Source organism: Stenotrophomonas sp. YJH_SMC_105-26 (assembly GCF_059368915.1).
This window is the reverse complement of the sequence record NZ_JCAFSD010000006.1, coordinates 19898-36292: the sequence shown is the minus strand read 5'-3', so window position 1 is coordinate 36292 and position 16395 is coordinate 19898. Positions and strand designations below refer to the sequence as shown.

The following is a 16395-nucleotide window of genomic DNA, read 5'->3' as shown; positions in this document are numbered from 1 at the left end:
GGCCGGCACCCCATCTCGGTAGGTGCCGGCCGCTGGCCGGCACGCTCTTAGAAGCTGTACTTCGTGGTGAACTGCAACCGGGTGATGTCACCCTTGTTGCCGTTCTCCACTTCGCGGCGGCCGTACATCAGCTCGGCGCCGATATCGACCTTGGGCAGCGGCGAATAGAAGATGTTGCCGCGGATGCTCTGCACGCTCTTGGTCACCAGCGGGCCGAGGATGCTGTCGTTGTCGTAGTCGCTGCGCGCGTAGATCAGGTTGGTGCGCAGCTTCGGCGAGAACGCATGCCGCCAGCCCACGTAGCCGGCCAGCACGCCGGTCGGGTTGAGCTCGTCGCGGGCCACGTCGTAGGCGCTGTCGGCGGTGATGCCCAGGCCGATGTAGCGGGCGATGCCTTCGCCGCCGGTCAGCTGGTAGTGCAGCGAATCGCTGCCACCCATCACCCACTTGCCGCCCAGGGTCAGGCCGCCAGCCACCTTGTCGGCCTTCGCGCCGGTGGCCTGGTTGTCCACCTTCAACTGGCGGACGATGCCACCGACACCAAAGGTGCCCCAGTCGCCCTTCCAGCCATAACGCATGGTCAGGTCGGGCAGGCTGCCACGGTCGGAGTTGGCGCTGGCGTTGGTCCAGGCCCCGGTGACCGGGTTGCGGGTACCGGTGAGGGTGGTGGTTTCCGGGTTTTCCAGTGCGACGCTGAAGCCGCCCTGGGTGTAGCGCACCTGGGCCTGGCGCACGAAGATCACGCCGTCGGTGGGGCCGACGAAGTCGACCGCCTCCGGCAGCGCGGCCGCGTCCATGAAGTTGGACCAGGTCTGGCCGGCCATCCAGTTGTTCCAGTACATGTAGGCGTGGCGCAGGGTCACGCCATAGGTATTGGTGGCGGTCTGGTTGCCCAGCGAGTTGCCGAAGAAGTCCATCTCGAAGAACGCACCGGCCTTGTTGCCCGATTCGCTCACGTTGTCGATGCCCAGGTTGAAGCGCGAGAACTTGGCGTGGGCGTTGAAGTCGGTGCCCGAACGCTTGCCGCTGCCGCCGGCGCCTTCCACCGGGGTCTGGCCCGGCAGGTACAGCGAACGGCCGGTGGCGTCGTCGGCCAGCTGGCCATCGCTGGTCTGGGTGGCCAGGAAGTCGGCCTTGATGAAGCCACCGATCTTGACCGTGGTGCCCGGCGCGGCGCCCGGGGTGATGGTGGTGACCTGGATCGGCTGCTTGCCCGCCGGCACCGAGGCGACCGGCTTCTGCCCGGCCTGCACCGTGCGCACTTCGGTCACCGCCTGCTGGGTCTGGCTGATCTGGGTCTGTTGTTGTTGCTGCGAAGACAGCAGCAGCTGGACCTGGCGCTCCAGTTCGGCAACGCGTGCTTCCAGTGCCTTCTCTTTGGCGGTCTCTGCGAACGCCATGCCCGGTGCGACCAGGGCGACCAACAGGCAGGCCGCCAAAGGTGTGCGCACGGCTTTCAACGTACGGTGGCTCATGTTGCCCTCTCTCCCAAGTGGCAAGGTGATGCCGCGCGTGGGGCACGGTCGAGCCGAGACTGCGGGGCGTTCGCGCACAGCGGCTATTGGCCATTGGTCGAACCCGGCCCTGCTGGGCGCTCACTTTCGACCATGGTCTAACCAGGGTGGTGACGCGGCCGGGGGTGGATGGGGCAAACTGAGGGGGATCGGTCGTTGCGATGCTGCGACCGCACATACAAAGTCAACGTGCAAGTGAGGGTGCCATGGCTGATATCTACCCCGTCGATCCGCAGTTCGCCGCCAAGGCACGCATCGACAAGACGTCGTACGAACAGCAGTACCAGGCGTCGGTGACCGACCCGGATGGTTTCTGGGGCAAGGCCGCCGAGCGCCTGCAATGGATGCGCAAGCCGACGAAGATCAAGAACGTCAGCTATGACCTGTCCGACTTCCACATCAAGTGGTTCGAAGATGGCGAGCTCAATGCCAGCGTGAACTGCCTGGATCGCCAGCTGGAAACGCGCGGCGACAAGACCGCCCTGCTGTTCGAGCCGGACGGCCCGGATGCACCGGCCCAGCACGTGACCTATCGCGAGCTGTACGAGCGCACCTGCCGCCTCGGCAACGCGCTGCGCAACCTCGGCGTCAAGAAGGGCGACCGCGTCACCATCTACCTGCCGATGATCGTCGACGCCGCGGTGGCCATGCTGGCCTGTGCGCGCATCGGTGCGATCCACTCGGTGGTGTTCGGTGGCTTCGCGCCGAATTCGATCGCCGACCGCGTCAGCGACTGCCAGAGCAAGCTGATCATCACCGCCGACGAGGGCCTGCGCGGTGGCCGCAGGATTCCGCTGAAGGCCAACGTTGATGCCGCGCTGAAGCTGCCGGGCACGAATACGGTTGAAACCGTGCTGGTGGTGCGCCACACCGGCGGCGCGGTGGACATGCAGGCCCCGCGCGACCGCTGGTTCCACGATGTGGTGGACAGCCAGCCGTCCACCTGCGAACCGGAACGCATGAACGCGGAAGACCCGCTGTTCATCCTCTACACCTCCGGTTCCACCGGCAAGCCCAAGGGCGTGCTGCACACCACCGGCGGTTACCTGCTGTACGCGGCCTACACCCATGAAGCGGTGTTCGACCTGCGCGAAGACGACGTCTACTGGTGCACCGCCGATGTCGGCTGGGTCACCGGCCACAGCTACATCGTGTACGGGCCGCTGGCCAACGGCGCGACCTCGCTGATGTTCGAAGGCGTGCCGAACTACCCGGACACCTCACGTTTCTGGAACGTCATCGACAAGCACAAGGTGACCATCTTCTACACCGCCCCGACCGCCATCCGTGCGCTGATGCGCGAAGGCGAGGAGCCGGTGAAGAAGACGTCGCGCACGTCGCTGCGCCTGCTCGGCAGCGTCGGCGAGCCGATCAATCCGGAAGCCTGGCGCTGGTACTACGAAGTGGTCGGCGACAGCCGCTGCCCGATCGTCGATACCTGGTGGCAGACCGAGACCGGCGGCATCCTGATCTCGCCGCTGGCCGGCGCGATGGACCTCAAGCCGGGGTCGGCCACCCTGCCCTTCTTCGGCGTGCAGCCGGCGCTGGTCAATGCCGATGGCGAGATCCAGGACGGCCCGACCGAGGGCAACCTGATCATCCGTGATTCCTGGCCGGGCCAGATGCGCACGGTGTACGGCGACCACCAGCGTTTCATCGATACCTATTTCCGCACCTACCCGGGCAGCTACTTCACCGGCGACGGTTGCCGCCGCGACGAAGACGGCTACTACTGGATCACTGGTCGCGTCGACGACGTGATCAACGTGTCCGGCCACCGCATCGGCACCGCTGAAGTGGAAAGCGCGCTGGTCTCGCACCCCAAGGTGGCCGAAGCGGCCGTGGTCGGCTTCCCGCACGACGTGAAGGGCCAGGGCATCTACGCCTACGTGACGCTGGTGGCCGAAGAGGCGCCGAGCGACGAGCTGCAGAAGGAACTGGTCGCCTGGGTGCGCAAGGAGATCGGCCCGATCGCCACGCCGGACCACCTGCAGTGGGCGCCGGGCCTGCCGAAGACCCGCTCGGGCAAGATCATGCGCCGCATCCTGCGCAAGATCGCCGAGAACGCGCCGGACCAGCTCGGCGATACCTCGACCCTGGCCGACCCGTCGGTGGTGGCCTCGCTGGTGGACGAGCGCAAGGTGCGCTGACGTACGGCCCGGGGCCGGATCCCGGGGTTGGATCCCGTTCCGCCAGGAACGGGCTCAGCCCCCCGGAGGATCTGGCCCCATGCAGTTTCCCCCCCCCCACGGTTCCCCTCGACCATGACCACCCTCCTGATTGCCGATGACCACCCGCTGTTCCGCGAAGCCCTGCGCGGGGCCGTGCAGCGGGTCATCCCCGGCGTGCAGTTGTTCGAGGCCGACAGCGTGGAAGCGCTGTATGCACTGGCCGACCAGCACAATGACGCCGACCTGGTCCTGATGGACCTCAACATGCCCGGTGCGCAGGGTTTCAACGCGCTGGTGCACATGCGCTCGCTGCACCCGCACCTGCCGGTGGTGGTGGTGTCCGCACGCGAAGAAGCCACGGTGATGCGCCGCGCGCTCGACCACGGCGCGCTGGGCTTCATTCCGAAGTCTGCGGACTCGGACACCATCGGCCACGCACTGGGCACCATCCTCGATGGCGAGACCTGGGCACCGCCGGAAGCGCACAACGTGCCGCCCACCGGCAGCGAAGAACGCGAAGTCGGCCAGCGCCTGCGCGAACTGACCCCACAGCAGTTCCGCGTGCTGCAGATGCTGGGCGCGGGCCGCTTGAACAAGCAGATCGCCTACGACCTCAACGTCTCCGAAGCGACGATCAAGGCCCACGTCACCGCCATCCTGCGCAAGCTGGGCGTGACCAACCGCACCCAGGCCGTGCTGATGGCCGGCAAGCTGGCGATCGACGACGACGCCATCGTGCTGCCGCCGGAAGAAGATTGATCGTAACGGACTGCGGAGCCGAGCATGTGCTCGGCTCCGCAGCCTTCATGATGCCCCTGTAGAGCCGAGCCCATGCTCGGCTGCTCTTGGCCTCAATACCGATCACCCCCAAAGCCGCCATCGACTCCATACATAGGGGTATTCCCCGATGCGCGTGGCCAGCCCAGCACGCACTGGATTGGCTGCAATGTACATCGCCTGCGTGCGCAGGCACTCGTCACTGCGCAGCGCATGATCGTAGAACCCCGCCTGCCAGATCGGTGCGTTCGCATCAACGCGCCTGGCGATGGATCTTCCACTCCGGGACTTCAGGATCTGCATGCAGCCGGCCAGCGTTCCGGTACGCAACTCGACCAACCAATGCAGGTGGTCCGGCATGACCACCCAGGCAAGGGAGGAGGTCCGCCCCGTCCGCTCTACGGTGCGCAGCGCTTCGATCAGCAGATCGACATTGGCCTTGTCGTCGAACCAGGGACGGCGTGCGCGTGTCACAGCCGTGATCGCGTAGACATTGCCGGTCTGCGACCAGCGACCAAAGCGGAGTGCGGGACTGGCCATGCGAAGAGGCTATGGCACGCATGACAGCCTCTCCATCAGCGAAATGCCGTGCTGCATGTCGGCGAATGCTCCAATGTAGAGCCGAGCCCACGCTCGGCTGCCATGTGAAGCAGCCGAGCATGGGCTCGGCTCTACAGGGGCGGGCGTTACCCCACGCCGTGCAGGTGTTCGTACAGGATCGTTGCGCCGATGATCACCAGGATCACGCCACCGATGATCTCCGCACGCTTGCCTACCATGCTGCCCAGTACGCGGCCGAGCATGATGCCGACGGTGACCATGGTCAGCGTGCACAGGCCGATCACCGCAGCCATCACGCCGATATGTACATCCATGAAGGCCAGGCCGATGCCCACCGCCATCGCGTCGATGCTGGTGGCGAAACCGGTCAGCGCCAGCTTCCAGAAGCCGTGGTGTTGCGACGGATCTTCGTCGTCCTCAGCACTGTCGGGGCGCAGGCCGTTGTAGATCATGTGGATGCCCAGTGCGCCGAGCAGGCCGAAGGCGATCCAGTGGTCGAAGGCTTCGACGTATTGCAGGGCAGCCCGACCGAGCAGCCAGCCGATGATGGGCGTGATCGCCTCGATGACGCCGAAGATGATGCCGGCACGCAATGCATCGCGGAACACCGGCTTGCGCATGGCCGCACCCTTGCCGATTGCAGCGGCGAAGGCATCGGTGGACATGGCAAAGCCGATCAGGAGGATCGAAATGGGGGACATGGGCGGTGGCTGAGGTCGGGCTAGGACGGACGCACGGCCTGCGCTCGCGCCCAACCTGACGTTGCGCGCGCGGGCCGCTGGTCTCGCCAACCATCATGGTTGTCCACGCCACGGCGCACTGGCCGAGTATGTTGACGTGGACGATTCCTGCGAAGGAATCCGGCTACTCCCCAAGGGGACGCGAAGCTTAGCATCGCGATCCGCACGTGGCGCATTTCCAGCGAAACGCGCAGGCAGGGCTGGTTTGTATAGCGATGGCTATATCGGCGCCGCCATGCGTTCGGGAGCCGAGCATGGGCTCGGCTCTACAATTGCCGATCAGGCATCGCTATTGCCGGCATCGCGCAGCGCGCCCAGGAAGGCGCGCAGCGAGGCCGGCTTGATCGGCTTGGTCAGCACGCGGTAGCCGCGTTCGCGTGCCATCCGCTTCAGTTCGTCGCGGCCATCGGCGGTCAACAACGCACCCGGCAGCGGGTAACCGGCGGCTTCACGCAGCGCCACCAGCGCATCCAGGCCGTCCATGCGGTCGTGCAGGTGGTAGTCCACCAGCATCACCTGCGGCCGCTCGGCCACTTTCTCCAGCGCCTGATCCACCGTCGATGCCGTAATCACCTGCACCTGCCAGCGACCGAGCAGCGCGCGCATGCCGTCGAGAATCTCTTCGTCGTTGTCTACGCACAGCACGCGCAGGCCGGCCAGCGAATCGCTGCGCAGCGGCGCGGCTGCGGCCTGTACCGGCGCGGCCAGTTCGGTATAGCCCGGCAGCGGCGCCACCCGCGGCAGGATGATCGAGAACATCGAGCCCTTGCCAACCCGGCTGCGCGCATTGAGGCGATGGTCAAGCAGGCGCGAGATGCGCTGGCAGATCGACAGGCCCAGGCCCAACCCCTGTTCGCCCCAATCGAACGGCTGCTGGTAGCGGTGGAACTCGTCGAAGATCTGCCGCATGTGGTGCTCGGGAATGCCCGGGCCGGTATCCCATACCTGCAGCTCCACTTCGTTGCCACGCTGGCGCACCGCCAGCACGATGCGGCCCTGGCGGGTGTAGCGCAGCGCATTGGCCAGGAAGTTCTGCAGCACGCGGCGCAGCAGGCGGCGATCACTGCGCACCCAGGCCGGACGCGTGAACAGGTCCAGGCGCAGGCCACGGCCGGCGGCGACCGGCGTGTACTGCGCGGCCAGTTCGCGCATCAGCGCGCTCACGTCGAACTCGCCGATCACCGGGTGCAGGCCACCGGCATCCAGCCGCGACACGTCCAGCAGGCCATCAAGCAGTTCTTCGGCAGCACGCAGCGACGCATCCACGCGCTCGGCCAGGTGCTTCTGCTCGTCGCTCACATGGTCGCTGTCGCGCAGCGCCGAAGCAAACAGCCGTGCGGCGTTCAACGGCTGCAGCACGTCATGGCTGATCGCCGCCAGGAAGCGGGTCTTCGACTGCTGCGCGACCTCGGCCTCGTGCGAGCGCTCGGCCACGCGCTGTTCCAGCGTCTCGTTGGCCTCCAGCAGTGCTTTTTCCGCGTGCTTGTAGTCGGTGATGTCGTTGTAGCTGGTCACGTAACCGCCGCCGGGCAGCGCCTGGCCGCGCATCTCGATCACCTTGCCGTCGCTGCGGGTGCGCTCGAACACGTGCGGTGAGCCGGCGCGCATGTAGCCGATGCGGCGGTTGATTTGCACTTCGATATCGCCCTCGCCCAGCTCGCCGCGCTCGGCGTTGTAGCGGATCAGGTCGGCCACCGGGCGGCCCACGTAGAGCATGCCGTCGGGGTAGCCGAACATGTCCTGGTAGCGGCGGTTCCATGCGGTCAGGCGCATGTCCGGATCAACCACGCTGACCCCGGCGCTGATGTTCTCCAGCGTGGTCGACAGGATCTCGCGGTTGAAGCGCAGCTCCTGCCCCGCTTCGTCCAGCACCGCCACCACTTCGCCCAGGTCCATGCCCGAGCCACGCAACAGGCTGGTCAGCAGCAGGCGCGCCGATGCCGCGCCGATCGAGGCCGCCAACAGACGCTCGGTGAACTGTACCCACGGCCGGTCCGCAGGCGCCGAGGATTGCAGCTCGCGGCCCAGCGACTGCGCCTGCTCGAAGAACGAACGCCGCGCGTGGCGCTCGCCGACCACGCGCGAGGCCAGTGCCAGCAGGTCGCCCACGTGCACGTGGCCGGGCCAGCCGCCGGCCACCGACGGGCGTTCGGCATACGGGTCGAGGAAGGGGGCAGCGCGCAGGCGCTCGTCGACGCCGGGTCGCCAGCGTGCGGACACCAGCATCATCGTCGCCGCATTGACCAGCAGCGACCAGAACGTGCCATGGGTCAGCGGATCCCAGCCGGTCATGCCGAACAGCTGCTGCGGGCGCAGCCACTCAATGCCGAACGGGCCGTGCTGCACCCAGGCGGCATCGACCCAGCCGGCCATGGTCATCGCCGGCAACAGCAGGGTGTACAGCCAGGTGGCGAAGCCGAGCAGCATGCCCACCTCGACGCCACGCCGGCTGGCACCGCGCCAGTACAGGCCGCCGATCAGGCCGGGCGCGAACTGCGCCACCGCTGCGAACGCCATCAGGCCGTACGAGGCCAGGGTGCTGTCGTTGCTGCTGGTGCGGTAGTAGCTGTAGGCCATCAACGCCAGCAGCAGGATCGCCAGGCGGCGGATCCACAGCACGCGCGAGGCGACGTCGGCGGCCTCCTGGTGGTCACCGCTCCGACGCAGCAGCACCGGCATCACCAGGTCGTTGCTGACCATGGTAGCCAGCGCGATGGACGACACGATGACCATGCCGGTGGCCGCCGAAAAGCCGCCCACGTAGGCGATCAGCGCCAGCGCATTGCGGCCTTCGGCCAGCGGCAGGGCCAGCACCATCGAGTCGTCGGCGACGCTGCCGCCGGTGCCGAACAGGGTCACGCCGGCGGTGGCGATCGGCAGCACCATGCCCGAGATCAGCACCAGGTAGCCGCCGAACATCCAGCGCGCGCGGCGCACGTCGCGCACATCGCCGCACTCGACCACGGCCACGTGGAACTGGCGCGGCAGGCAGATGATGGCCAGGAAACTGAGCAGCGTCTGCGAGATGAAGCCCACCGGCGGCAGGCCGGTGAACAGCGTATGCACCGACTCGACCACCGCGTCGGTGCGGTTGCTCAGCCACAGGTAGGCGAACACGCCCACGGCCAGCATCGCCAGCAGCTTGATCACCGATTCGAAGGCGATGGCCAGCATCATGCCGTGGTGGTGTTCGGTGGCATCGACCTGGCGGGTACCGAACAGGGTGGCGAACAGCGCCATCAGCAGCGCCACGTACAGCGCGGGATCGGTGAAGAAGCCGGTCGGGCCGGTGTTGCCGGTCAGCACCTGCAGGCTCATCGCCACTGCTTTGTACTGCAGCGCCAGGTAGGGAATGATACCGATCAGCGCGATGATCGCCACCAGCGCCGCCAGCCGCCGGGAACGGCCGAAGCGCGAGGAGATGAAATCGGCGATGGAGACCACGTTCTGGCTGCGCGCGATCAGCGCCAGGCGCTCGATGATGCGCCAGCCGAACAGCAGCAGCAGCAGTGGGCCGATGTAGATGGGCAGGTAGCCCACGCCGTTGCGCACGGCGGTGCCGACCGCGCCGTAGAAGGTCCACGACGAGCAGTACACGGCCAGTGCCAGGCTGTAGACCACCGGCCGCAGCCACGGCCGGTCGGGGTACATCGGCCGACGGTCGCCCCACCACGCCACGCCGAACAGCAGCGCGGCATAGGCAACCGAGACCAGCAGCAGGATCCAGCTGGAGACCACGCGTGCGTTTCCGTCAGGACAGGGGTCAGTAGATCACGACCGCTGGTCGTGCGGGTAGGTCACGAGGAAGGACCGCAAGGGTGGGGCATGGCAGTGGGTCACGATCGTTGATCCGTCTGGTGGGTCACGACCGTTGGTCGTGACGGGGACATCCGTGCCCACTAACAGTGGGCACCTACCGGGAATCAATGGGCACCCACCAGGAAGCGGTGGGCGCCTGCCAGGTACCGGCGTTATTGGGCCGGCACGCCCATTTCCTTCAGCAGCTCGGGCGCCGGGTAGACCTTGGCCAGCAGCCAGCGCAGGTAGCGCATGTCCACGTGCACGGCGCGCTTGTAGCGCGGGTCGAACCACCAGCTGGCGCTGACCGACTCCCAGTTGCTGTCGAAGTTCAGGCCGATCAGTTCGCCCCTGGCGTTGAGCACCGGCGAGCCGGAGTTGCCGCCCGTGGTGTCCAGGTTGGTCAGGAAGTTGACCGTCTGGGTCTTCAGTGCCGGATCGGCGGTGCTGCCGAAGTCACCCTTGGCGATGGCGGCCAGCAGCGGCTTGGGTGCATCGAACGGGTAGGCGTTGGTGTTCTTCTCGACGATGCCGGCCACGGTGGTCACCGGCGAGTAGGTCACGCCATCGCGCGGGTGCAGCGCCTCGACCTTGCCGTAGCTGATGCGCAGGGTGCGGTTGGCATCCGGATACACCGCGCGGCCCTGCCTGGCACGCCAGGCGAACAGCGCCTGCATGTACGCCGGGCGCAGGCGCAGCTGCTCGCCTTCGCGGGTCTTGCTCTCGTTCTCGATGCGCAGCTGCGCGGCCACCAGCGGACCGGCCACGCTGATCAGCGGATCGGCGGCCAGTGCCTTGCCTTCGCGTGCGGCGGCAAAGCGCGACAGGCGCTGCGCTTCCTCACCCAGCTGGGTACCGGCATACAGGGTGTCCAGCGCCTTGGCCAGCTGCTGTGGGGTACGACCAAAGGCCGCGTCGAACTCGGCCACGCGCTGCGCGTCCGGCAGCTGCTGGTAGCGGGTCAGCAGGGTGGTCAGCAGGGCCTTCTCGACCTCCGGCGCGTAACGGCGCTGGACCTGCTTGAGCACCCCTTCGATCATCGCCTGGTCGCGCTGCTGGTAGCCGCTCTCGCGCTGCGCGTCCGGCTTGGCCGATTCGATGCGCAGGCGTTCCAGCAGCAGCGCCGAGCGCAGCAGCTGGCTCTGCGCGGCCATCTGCTCCAGCAGCAGGTCACGCTCGCCCACCGCCGCACCCTGCGACAGGTTGGCCAGCAGCGCCTTGATGTCACCCTGGTACCTGCGGTCGGTGGCAGCCAGCATGGCCGTCTCGTCGGTGGCACGCTGGGCCTTCGCATCGCTGCGCAGCAGGCCTTCCAGTTCGCCGGCGGCACGCTTGCGGTTGTTCTTCAGCGACTGCAGCTGCGAGGCGTAGCGGGTACGCGCCTGCGCGTCCTTGGCGCTGGCGGCCTCGATGGTGTCGATCATCTGCTGGAACACCGATACGCGGCGCGGCAGCACGGTATCGATCTGGCCGGCGAATTCGGCCGCGGTGCGGTGGCGGTAGGTGATGCCCGGGTAACCGGCCAGCATCGCGTAATCGCCTTCCTTCGGGCCTTCCACCGACATCTGCAGGTGTGCCGGCGCCTGGTAGGGTACGTTGTCCTTGCTGTAGGCGGCCGGCTTGCCGTCCTTGCCCACGTAGGCGCGCAGCAGGGTGAAGTCGCCGGTGTGGCGGGGCCACATGAAGTTGTCGATCTCATCGCCGTAGTTGCCGATCGCGCGCGGCGGCGCATACACCAGGCGCACGTCGCTCAGTTCCAGCTGGGCAATGCGGTAGAAATCGGTGCCGTAGTACATGTTGGCCACCGAGCAGCGCACGCTGCCGTCCTTCTCGCACTCGGCCACGATCTGCTTGCTGGCTGCATCCACGGCATCGAAGTAGGCACGGCCGGTCTTGCCACGGGCCTGCGCCAGCACCTGGTCGGTCACCTTGTCGAAGCCGACGGTGACCAGCACGCGGAAGTCCGGGTTGGCCGGGCGCTCGTCGGCACGGTCCCTGGCGATGAAGCCACCAGCGATCAGGTCGTGCTCGGGCGAGCTGTTGTACTGGATCACGCCCATCGCCACGTGGTGGTTGGTCAGCAGCAGGCCGTCGGCGGACACAAACGAACCGGTGCCACCACCGGCGCGCACCACGGCGCTCAGCGGCGGCGCGGTGACGTTGGCCAGGTCGGCCGGATTGCCCTTGAAGCCAGCGGCCTGCAGCGGTTGGGCCAGGTCCGGCAGCTGCGTCGGCATCCACATGCCTTCATCGGCGTGGGCGCCGGTGGCGAGGGTCAGGCCCAGGGCCAGGGCGGTGGGGAGGGCTTTGCGTGGTGACATGAGGCAATCCGGTACGACAGAACAGCCCGGGACCATAGCCCGTGGGGCGCTGTCGGGCAACGCCCGATAGTCAGGCCTGCGCCGCGCTCCTAGAATTGCCGTTTTCTGCACATCGGACGTTCGCAGATGATCGTCGGCATCGATCTTGGCACCACCCATTCCCTCATCGGCAGGCACACGGCAGCAGGGCCGCAGCTGTTCCCCAATGCCCATGGCGAGCTGTTGACCCCTTCGGTGGTCAGCCTCGTCGATGGTGCCGTACTGGTCGGCCAGCCGGCCCGTGACCGCCTGGTCAGCCATCCGCAGCAGACCGTGGCCCATTTCAAGCGCTGGATGGGCAGCGACCGTGAGACCCGGCTGGGTGAGCGCAGTTTCCGTCCCGAGGAGCTCTCGGCCATGGTGCTGCGCTCGCTGCTGGCCGACGCCGAAGCCGCCCTGGGCCACAAGGTGGAGGAAGCGGTGATCAGCGTGCCGGCCTACTTCTCCGACGCCCAGCGCAAGGCCACCCGGGCCGCCGGCGAACTGGCCGGCATCCGCGTCGAGCGCCTGATCAATGAACCCACGGCCGCTGCGCTGGCCTATGGTCTGCAGGAGCGTGACGGCGAAGGCCGCGTGCTGGTGCTGGACCTGGGCGGCGGCACCTTCGACGTCTCCATCCTGGAACTGTTCGATGGCGTGGTCGAAGTGCATGCCAGCGCCGGCGACAATTTCCTGGGCGGCGAGGATTTCCTGCAGGTACTCGTGCAGGCCTTCCACGCCGACCAGGGCACGTCCGCCAGCGACCTGTCCGCTGCCGAGCAGGCGCAGCTGCTGCGTCGGCTGGAACTGTTCAAGCGCGAACTCAGCCAGAGCGGCACTGCCAGCCTGCAGTTGCCCCTGGCCGGCAGCGAACGCCAGTGGCAGCTGGATGAAGCTCGCTACGCCCAGCTCTGCGAGCCACTGCTGCTGCGCATGCGCGCGCCCATCGAGCGCGCGATCCGCGACGCCCGGCTCAAGCCCGAGGCCCTGGACGACATCATCCTGGTCGGCGGTGCGGTACGCATGCCGATGGTCAGCAGGCTTGCGACCCGCATGTTCGGCCGGCTGCCGCTGCGCCATGTCCATCCGGACCAGGCGATTGCCTTGGGTGCCGCCGTTGCAGCGGGATTGAAGGCGCGCGACGAATCGCTGCGCGAAGTCGTGCTGACCGATGTCTGCCCCTACACGCTTGGCACGCAGGTGTCCCGCCAGGATGCTGCCGGTGGCGAGCGCAGCGGCTATTTCCACCCGATCATCCAGCGCAACAGCGTGGTGCCGGTCAGCCGCGAGGATCGCTTCTACCCGCTGCACGAGCGGCAAAGTGCCATCCGCATCGACGTGTTCCAGGGCGAGAGCCCGACGGTGGATCGCAACATCAAGCTCGGTGAGCTGACCGTGCCGCTGACCCATTCTGTCCCGATGCAGGAACGCAGCGTCACCGCCCGCTTCACCTACGACGTGAACGGGCTGCTGCAGGTCGAAGTCACCGAGGATGCCACCGGCAGGCGCCACGAGCTCATCCTGGAACAGAATCCCGGGCTGCTGTCACCCGAAGAGATCCAGCAGCGCCTGCGCGCGCTGGAAGCGCTGAAGATCCACCCGCGTGACGCCCAGCCCAACCTCGCGGTGATCGCCCGCACCGAGCGCCTGTACGAGGAACGCATCCATCACCGTGAACAGTTGCAGTCGTGGCTGAGCAGCTTCCGCCATGTGCTGGAGAGCCAGGATGCCGTTGCCGTCGAGCGTCATCGCCGTCAGCTGGACGAGGCACTCGACGCCCTCGAGCGCGATGCATGAGCTGGGCACTGCACGTCCTGGAGCTGGACCAAACGGCTGACGAGCGCGCGGTCAAGCGCGCCTATGCAAAGCGCCTGCGGGTGACTCGACCCGACGAGGATCCGGTCGCCTTCCAGCACCTGCATGAGGCCTATCAGGCGGCATTGGACTGGGTCCGCCAGGAAGCGCTGGCCGATATCGCGGACGAAGACGAACCGGCGGAGCATGCAACCGACATCGCACCCTGGCCGCCCGACGCAGACGTGGCATGGGCGCCGCCCGAAACGCGTTCGTACTCGCCTCCATGGCCACCTCGCGGCACGCCTGTGCTGCTGCGCACGGCACCAGTGGCGGAACTGGAGGGAGCGGTCCACGTATCGGGCCATGCGCACACGATCCTGCGCATGGCCCATCTGTCTTCCCCTGAAGACTTCGGCCCCTGGCTGGAGGCCACGCCGGTGCTGTGGTCGCTGCGCTACAAGCCATTGGTGGGCGACGCGCTGCTGGATGAACTGGCACGCAGTCACAACAGCGTCAGCGCAGCCAACATGGGTCTGCTGGCACGCTGCTTTGGCTGGGATGATGTACACGATGGCGTGGATCCGGACAGGCTGGCATCGATCCAGTCGCGCGGTCATCGGCGCTGGGCTGCCGAATCCGGCAATGCGGCGGAGCTGTCGGCGCTGCTGGAGGAGGAGGGCAGCCTGCGGCTGGGGAGGGTCACCCTTGCGCGTTGCCTGCGCTACCTGTCGCAGCCATGGCACGCGCGACGATCCCTCTGGCAGGCGCAGCTGCCCGAGCACATCATTGAGGTCAACGCGCTGCTGGATGCGCTGGAACGCGGCGGCCAGGAGCCATTGCCCGCCGCCTGGGATCGGCAGCAGGTGCAGTTCTGGCGCAGCCTTGCCGACGTTTCCCGTCCCAACCGCTGGCGTTGCCAGGTCAATGCGCTGCGGGGCGGCCTGTTGGCTGCCCTGACGCTCGCGATTGCCGGTGGCTCGACTCTCATGAGTCTTGCCCAGCGTGACCTGCGCACCGCCGCCGCGCTCGGCATAGGCGGCGTGCTGCTCGGGGTCCTGCTCGCCCTGGCCGGCGCTCTGTGGGTCCATGTCCGTTGGGCGCTGCGCCAGCTGACGCTGGATCTGTCCCCTTCGCGCTGGGGATGGCTACTGGCGTTGCCAGCGCCGCTGATCGCCCTCGCCAGCCTGATCCTGGTCCATGGCCTGGATCTGCGGCTGGAAGGTACGCTGCTGCTGTTCCCTGGCCTTGCTCTGGCGACGGCACGCTGGATCCGGCGCGAGGATGGCCGGGGATTCCGGCCGCGCAACCTGATTGGACCGGGCATCGGCATGTTCGTCCCCGAAGTGGGCTGCGCCCTGGTCCTGCTGCTATGGACCACCTGGTTCCTGCGTGACAGGTGCCGTCGCCTGTCGATCGACCTGCCTCCACCTGCTTCTGGAAACACCGTGTGAACCGGGCACTGGACGCTCTCGGGCTCGACGCCAGCGCCGACGAAAAGGCGATCAAGCGCGCCTACGCGCAGAGACTGCGCGCGGCACGCCCGGACGAAGACCCGGTGGCATTCCAGGCGCTGCACGAGGCTTACCAGCAGGCCCTGCTGTGGGCACGCAACCGCACGCAATGGCAGGAGGAGAGCAGTGCAGAAACGCTGTCGACGCCACCTGCAGACAACAGCCCACCCGGCCCACCGGCGCCGTACGACAGCCATTCGCCGATGGACCACATGCCGGTGCTGCATCATCCATGCACGCCCGACATCGACATGCCGGACGATGTGGTGGAGCCATCATTGAACCTGCCCCGGTTTGCGCGCCTGCTGATCAACACCGCCGGCGACGCCGACCCGGCCAGCTTCGAGCACTGGCTGGCCCATCGCCCGGAGCTGTGGTCATTGGCCGACAGGCCGCGTATCGGTGACGTGGTACTGCAGCAGCTGCTGCACCAGGGCCAGCCGCTGTGCGAGTCCAACTTCGATCTGCTCGGTCGATACTTCTGCTGGGATGAGATCCGGGCTGATATCGATCCCTACCGGGTCCGCGCACGGCGCAACCTGCTGCATCGCCGCTGGCAGCTGCAGCCGCGCAACCACACGGCCCTCACCGCAGCCCTGGACCGACCGCATGACCGGGTGTCCGCTACCGAGGCCCATGCCCGCATGGAACGCTTGACCCGACCGTGGCACTGGTTGCAATCGCTGCTGTCGGCCAGCGTGCCCGGGCGTGCTGGCATCATGCGGCAAACGATGCAGCGTCTGGGAGTGCATGGTGTCCGTGACACGCTGGCGCCACTGGACACGGATCAGGTCGCCTTCTGGATGGCGGTATCCCAACCCGGGCACTTCAATCTCATGAAGATGCAGGTGGCCATTGTCCGCTGCCTGCTGGGCGCTCTCGTCGTGCTGGCCGTTCTGGCGGCGCTGGCATTGCTCGGTGATGCCGCTCGCCCTATCGCGATCAGCACGTCCAGCATGAAACACGTGGCAATCCATGTCTCGGTGGTCATCGTGTCTGGCGTCCTCATGCTGACGCCTTTCGTTGGAGGCACCCCATCGCGGACGGCGTCCGCGCCAGCGCCCGTCGAGCCACCGTCGGCGCTTGATGGGCACGGCATGCTCACGCACGGGCCTCGTCCGCGCAGGCCAGCCCCCTCCTTCGCCGTTGTCAGCCAGACCGATCCCGACACAGAGGGTGGTTGAGGG

General features: G+C 67.2%; 10 protein-coding genes and 1 riboswitch. Of the genes, 5 read left to right on the top strand and 5 right to left on the bottom strand.

Going from position 1 to position 16395, the window contains the following annotated elements; all coding sequences use genetic code 11:
* Nucleotides 1–47 precede the first annotated feature (47 nt).
* Nucleotides 48–1475 (bottom strand): DcaP family trimeric outer membrane transporter, encoded by a 1428-nt coding sequence (locus tag AC5P7F_RS14490; RefSeq protein WP_164076981.1) that lies wholly within the window; start codon nucleotides 1473–1475, stop codon nucleotides 48–50.
* A 245-nt stretch (nucleotides 1476–1720) separates the two neighbouring features.
* On the opposite strand from AC5P7F_RS14490, the gene acs reads away from it, so the two are divergent.
* Complete coding sequence (acs, locus tag AC5P7F_RS14485; protein WP_164076980.1) at nucleotides 1721–3664, top strand: acetate--CoA ligase; 1944 nt, start codon at nucleotides 1721–1723, stop codon at nucleotides 3662–3664.
* A gap of 114 nt (nucleotides 3665–3778) precedes the next feature.
* Nucleotides 3779–4444 carry a response regulator transcription factor gene (locus AC5P7F_RS14480; RefSeq protein ID WP_006477308.1) on the top strand — a complete coding sequence of 222 codons (666 nt, stop codon included), beginning with the start codon at nucleotides 3779–3781 and terminating at the stop codon, nucleotides 4442–4444.
* 102 nt (nucleotides 4445–4546) lie between these two features.
* Here the strand turns inward: AC5P7F_RS14480 and AC5P7F_RS14475 are convergent, their stop codons facing one another.
* The 4 genes from AC5P7F_RS14475 to AC5P7F_RS14460 form a co-directional block, all read right to left on the bottom strand.
* Nucleotides 4547–5002, bottom strand: a complete 456-nt coding sequence (locus AC5P7F_RS14475) for an REP-associated tyrosine transposase (RefSeq protein ID WP_164076979.1) — start codon at nucleotides 5000–5002, stop codon at nucleotides 4547–4549.
* 146 nt (nucleotides 5003–5148) lie between these two features.
* Nucleotides 5149–5724, bottom strand: a complete 576-nt coding sequence (locus tag AC5P7F_RS14470; RefSeq protein ID WP_032957840.1) for a manganese efflux pump MntP — start codon at nucleotides 5722–5724, stop codon at nucleotides 5149–5151.
* Between the two features lie 88 nt (nucleotides 5725–5812).
* Nucleotides 5813–5902: riboswitch (yybP-ykoY riboswitch) on the bottom strand.
* Between the two features lie 140 nt (nucleotides 5903–6042).
* On the bottom strand, nucleotides 6043–9501 hold the full coding sequence (locus tag AC5P7F_RS14465; RefSeq protein WP_014648893.1) for a hybrid sensor histidine kinase/response regulator: 3459 nt from the start codon (nucleotides 9499–9501) through the stop codon (nucleotides 6043–6045).
* A gap of 233 nt (nucleotides 9502–9734) precedes the next feature.
* Nucleotides 9735–11882 carry a S46 family peptidase gene (locus tag AC5P7F_RS14460; protein WP_164076978.1) on the bottom strand — a complete coding sequence of 716 codons (2148 nt, stop codon included), beginning with the start codon at nucleotides 11880–11882 and terminating at the stop codon, nucleotides 9735–9737.
* Nucleotides 11883–12008: 126 nt separating this feature from the next.
* Here AC5P7F_RS14460 and AC5P7F_RS14455 point away from each other — a divergent pair, with 126 nt between their 5' ends.
* From AC5P7F_RS14455 to AC5P7F_RS14445, 3 genes are read left to right on the top strand one after another with little or no spacing between them, the layout of a single operon-like run.
* Complete coding sequence (locus AC5P7F_RS14455) at nucleotides 12009–13697, top strand: molecular chaperone HscC (protein ID WP_046433293.1); 1689 nt, start codon at nucleotides 12009–12011, stop codon at nucleotides 13695–13697.
* Nucleotides 13694–15148 (top strand): J domain-containing protein, encoded by a 1455-nt coding sequence (locus tag AC5P7F_RS14450; protein ID WP_230548429.1) that lies wholly within the window; start codon nucleotides 13694–13696, stop codon nucleotides 15146–15148. Before AC5P7F_RS14455 ends, AC5P7F_RS14450 begins: the two co-directional genes overlap by 4 nt.
* Nucleotides 15145–16392 (top strand): J domain-containing protein, encoded by a 1248-nt coding sequence (locus tag AC5P7F_RS14445; protein WP_046433296.1) that lies wholly within the window; start codon nucleotides 15145–15147, stop codon nucleotides 16390–16392. The genes AC5P7F_RS14450 and AC5P7F_RS14445 overlap by 4 nt, the downstream gene beginning before the upstream one ends.
* Nucleotides 16393–16395 lie beyond the last annotated feature (3 nt).

Bases quoted from the DNA above. Each gene is read 5' to 3' on its own strand.
- AC5P7F_RS14490 (WP_164076981.1), bottom strand. From the start codon at position 1,475: ATGAGCCACCGTACGTTGAAAGCCGTGCGCACACCTTTGGCGGCCTGC.
- acs (WP_164076980.1), top strand. From the start codon at position 1,721: ATGGCTGATATCTACCCCGTCGATCCGCAGTTCGCCGCCAAGGCACGC.
- AC5P7F_RS14480 (WP_006477308.1), top strand. From the start codon at position 3,779: ATGACCACCCTCCTGATTGCCGATGACCACCCGCTGTTCCGCGAAGCC.
- AC5P7F_RS14475 (WP_164076979.1), bottom strand. From the start codon at position 5,002: ATGGCCAGTCCCGCACTCCGCTTTGGTCGCTGGTCGCAGACCGGCAAT.
- AC5P7F_RS14470 (WP_032957840.1), bottom strand. From the start codon at position 5,724: ATGTCCCCCATTTCGATCCTCCTGATCGGCTTTGCCATGTCCACCGAT.
- AC5P7F_RS14460 (WP_164076978.1), bottom strand. From the start codon at position 11,882: ATGTCACCACGCAAAGCCCTCCCCACCGCCCTGGCCCTGGGCCTGACC.
- AC5P7F_RS14455 (WP_046433293.1), top strand. From the start codon at position 12,009: ATGATCGTCGGCATCGATCTTGGCACCACCCATTCCCTCATCGGCAGG.
- AC5P7F_RS14450 (WP_230548429.1), top strand. From the start codon at position 13,694: ATGAGCTGGGCACTGCACGTCCTGGAGCTGGACCAAACGGCTGACGAG.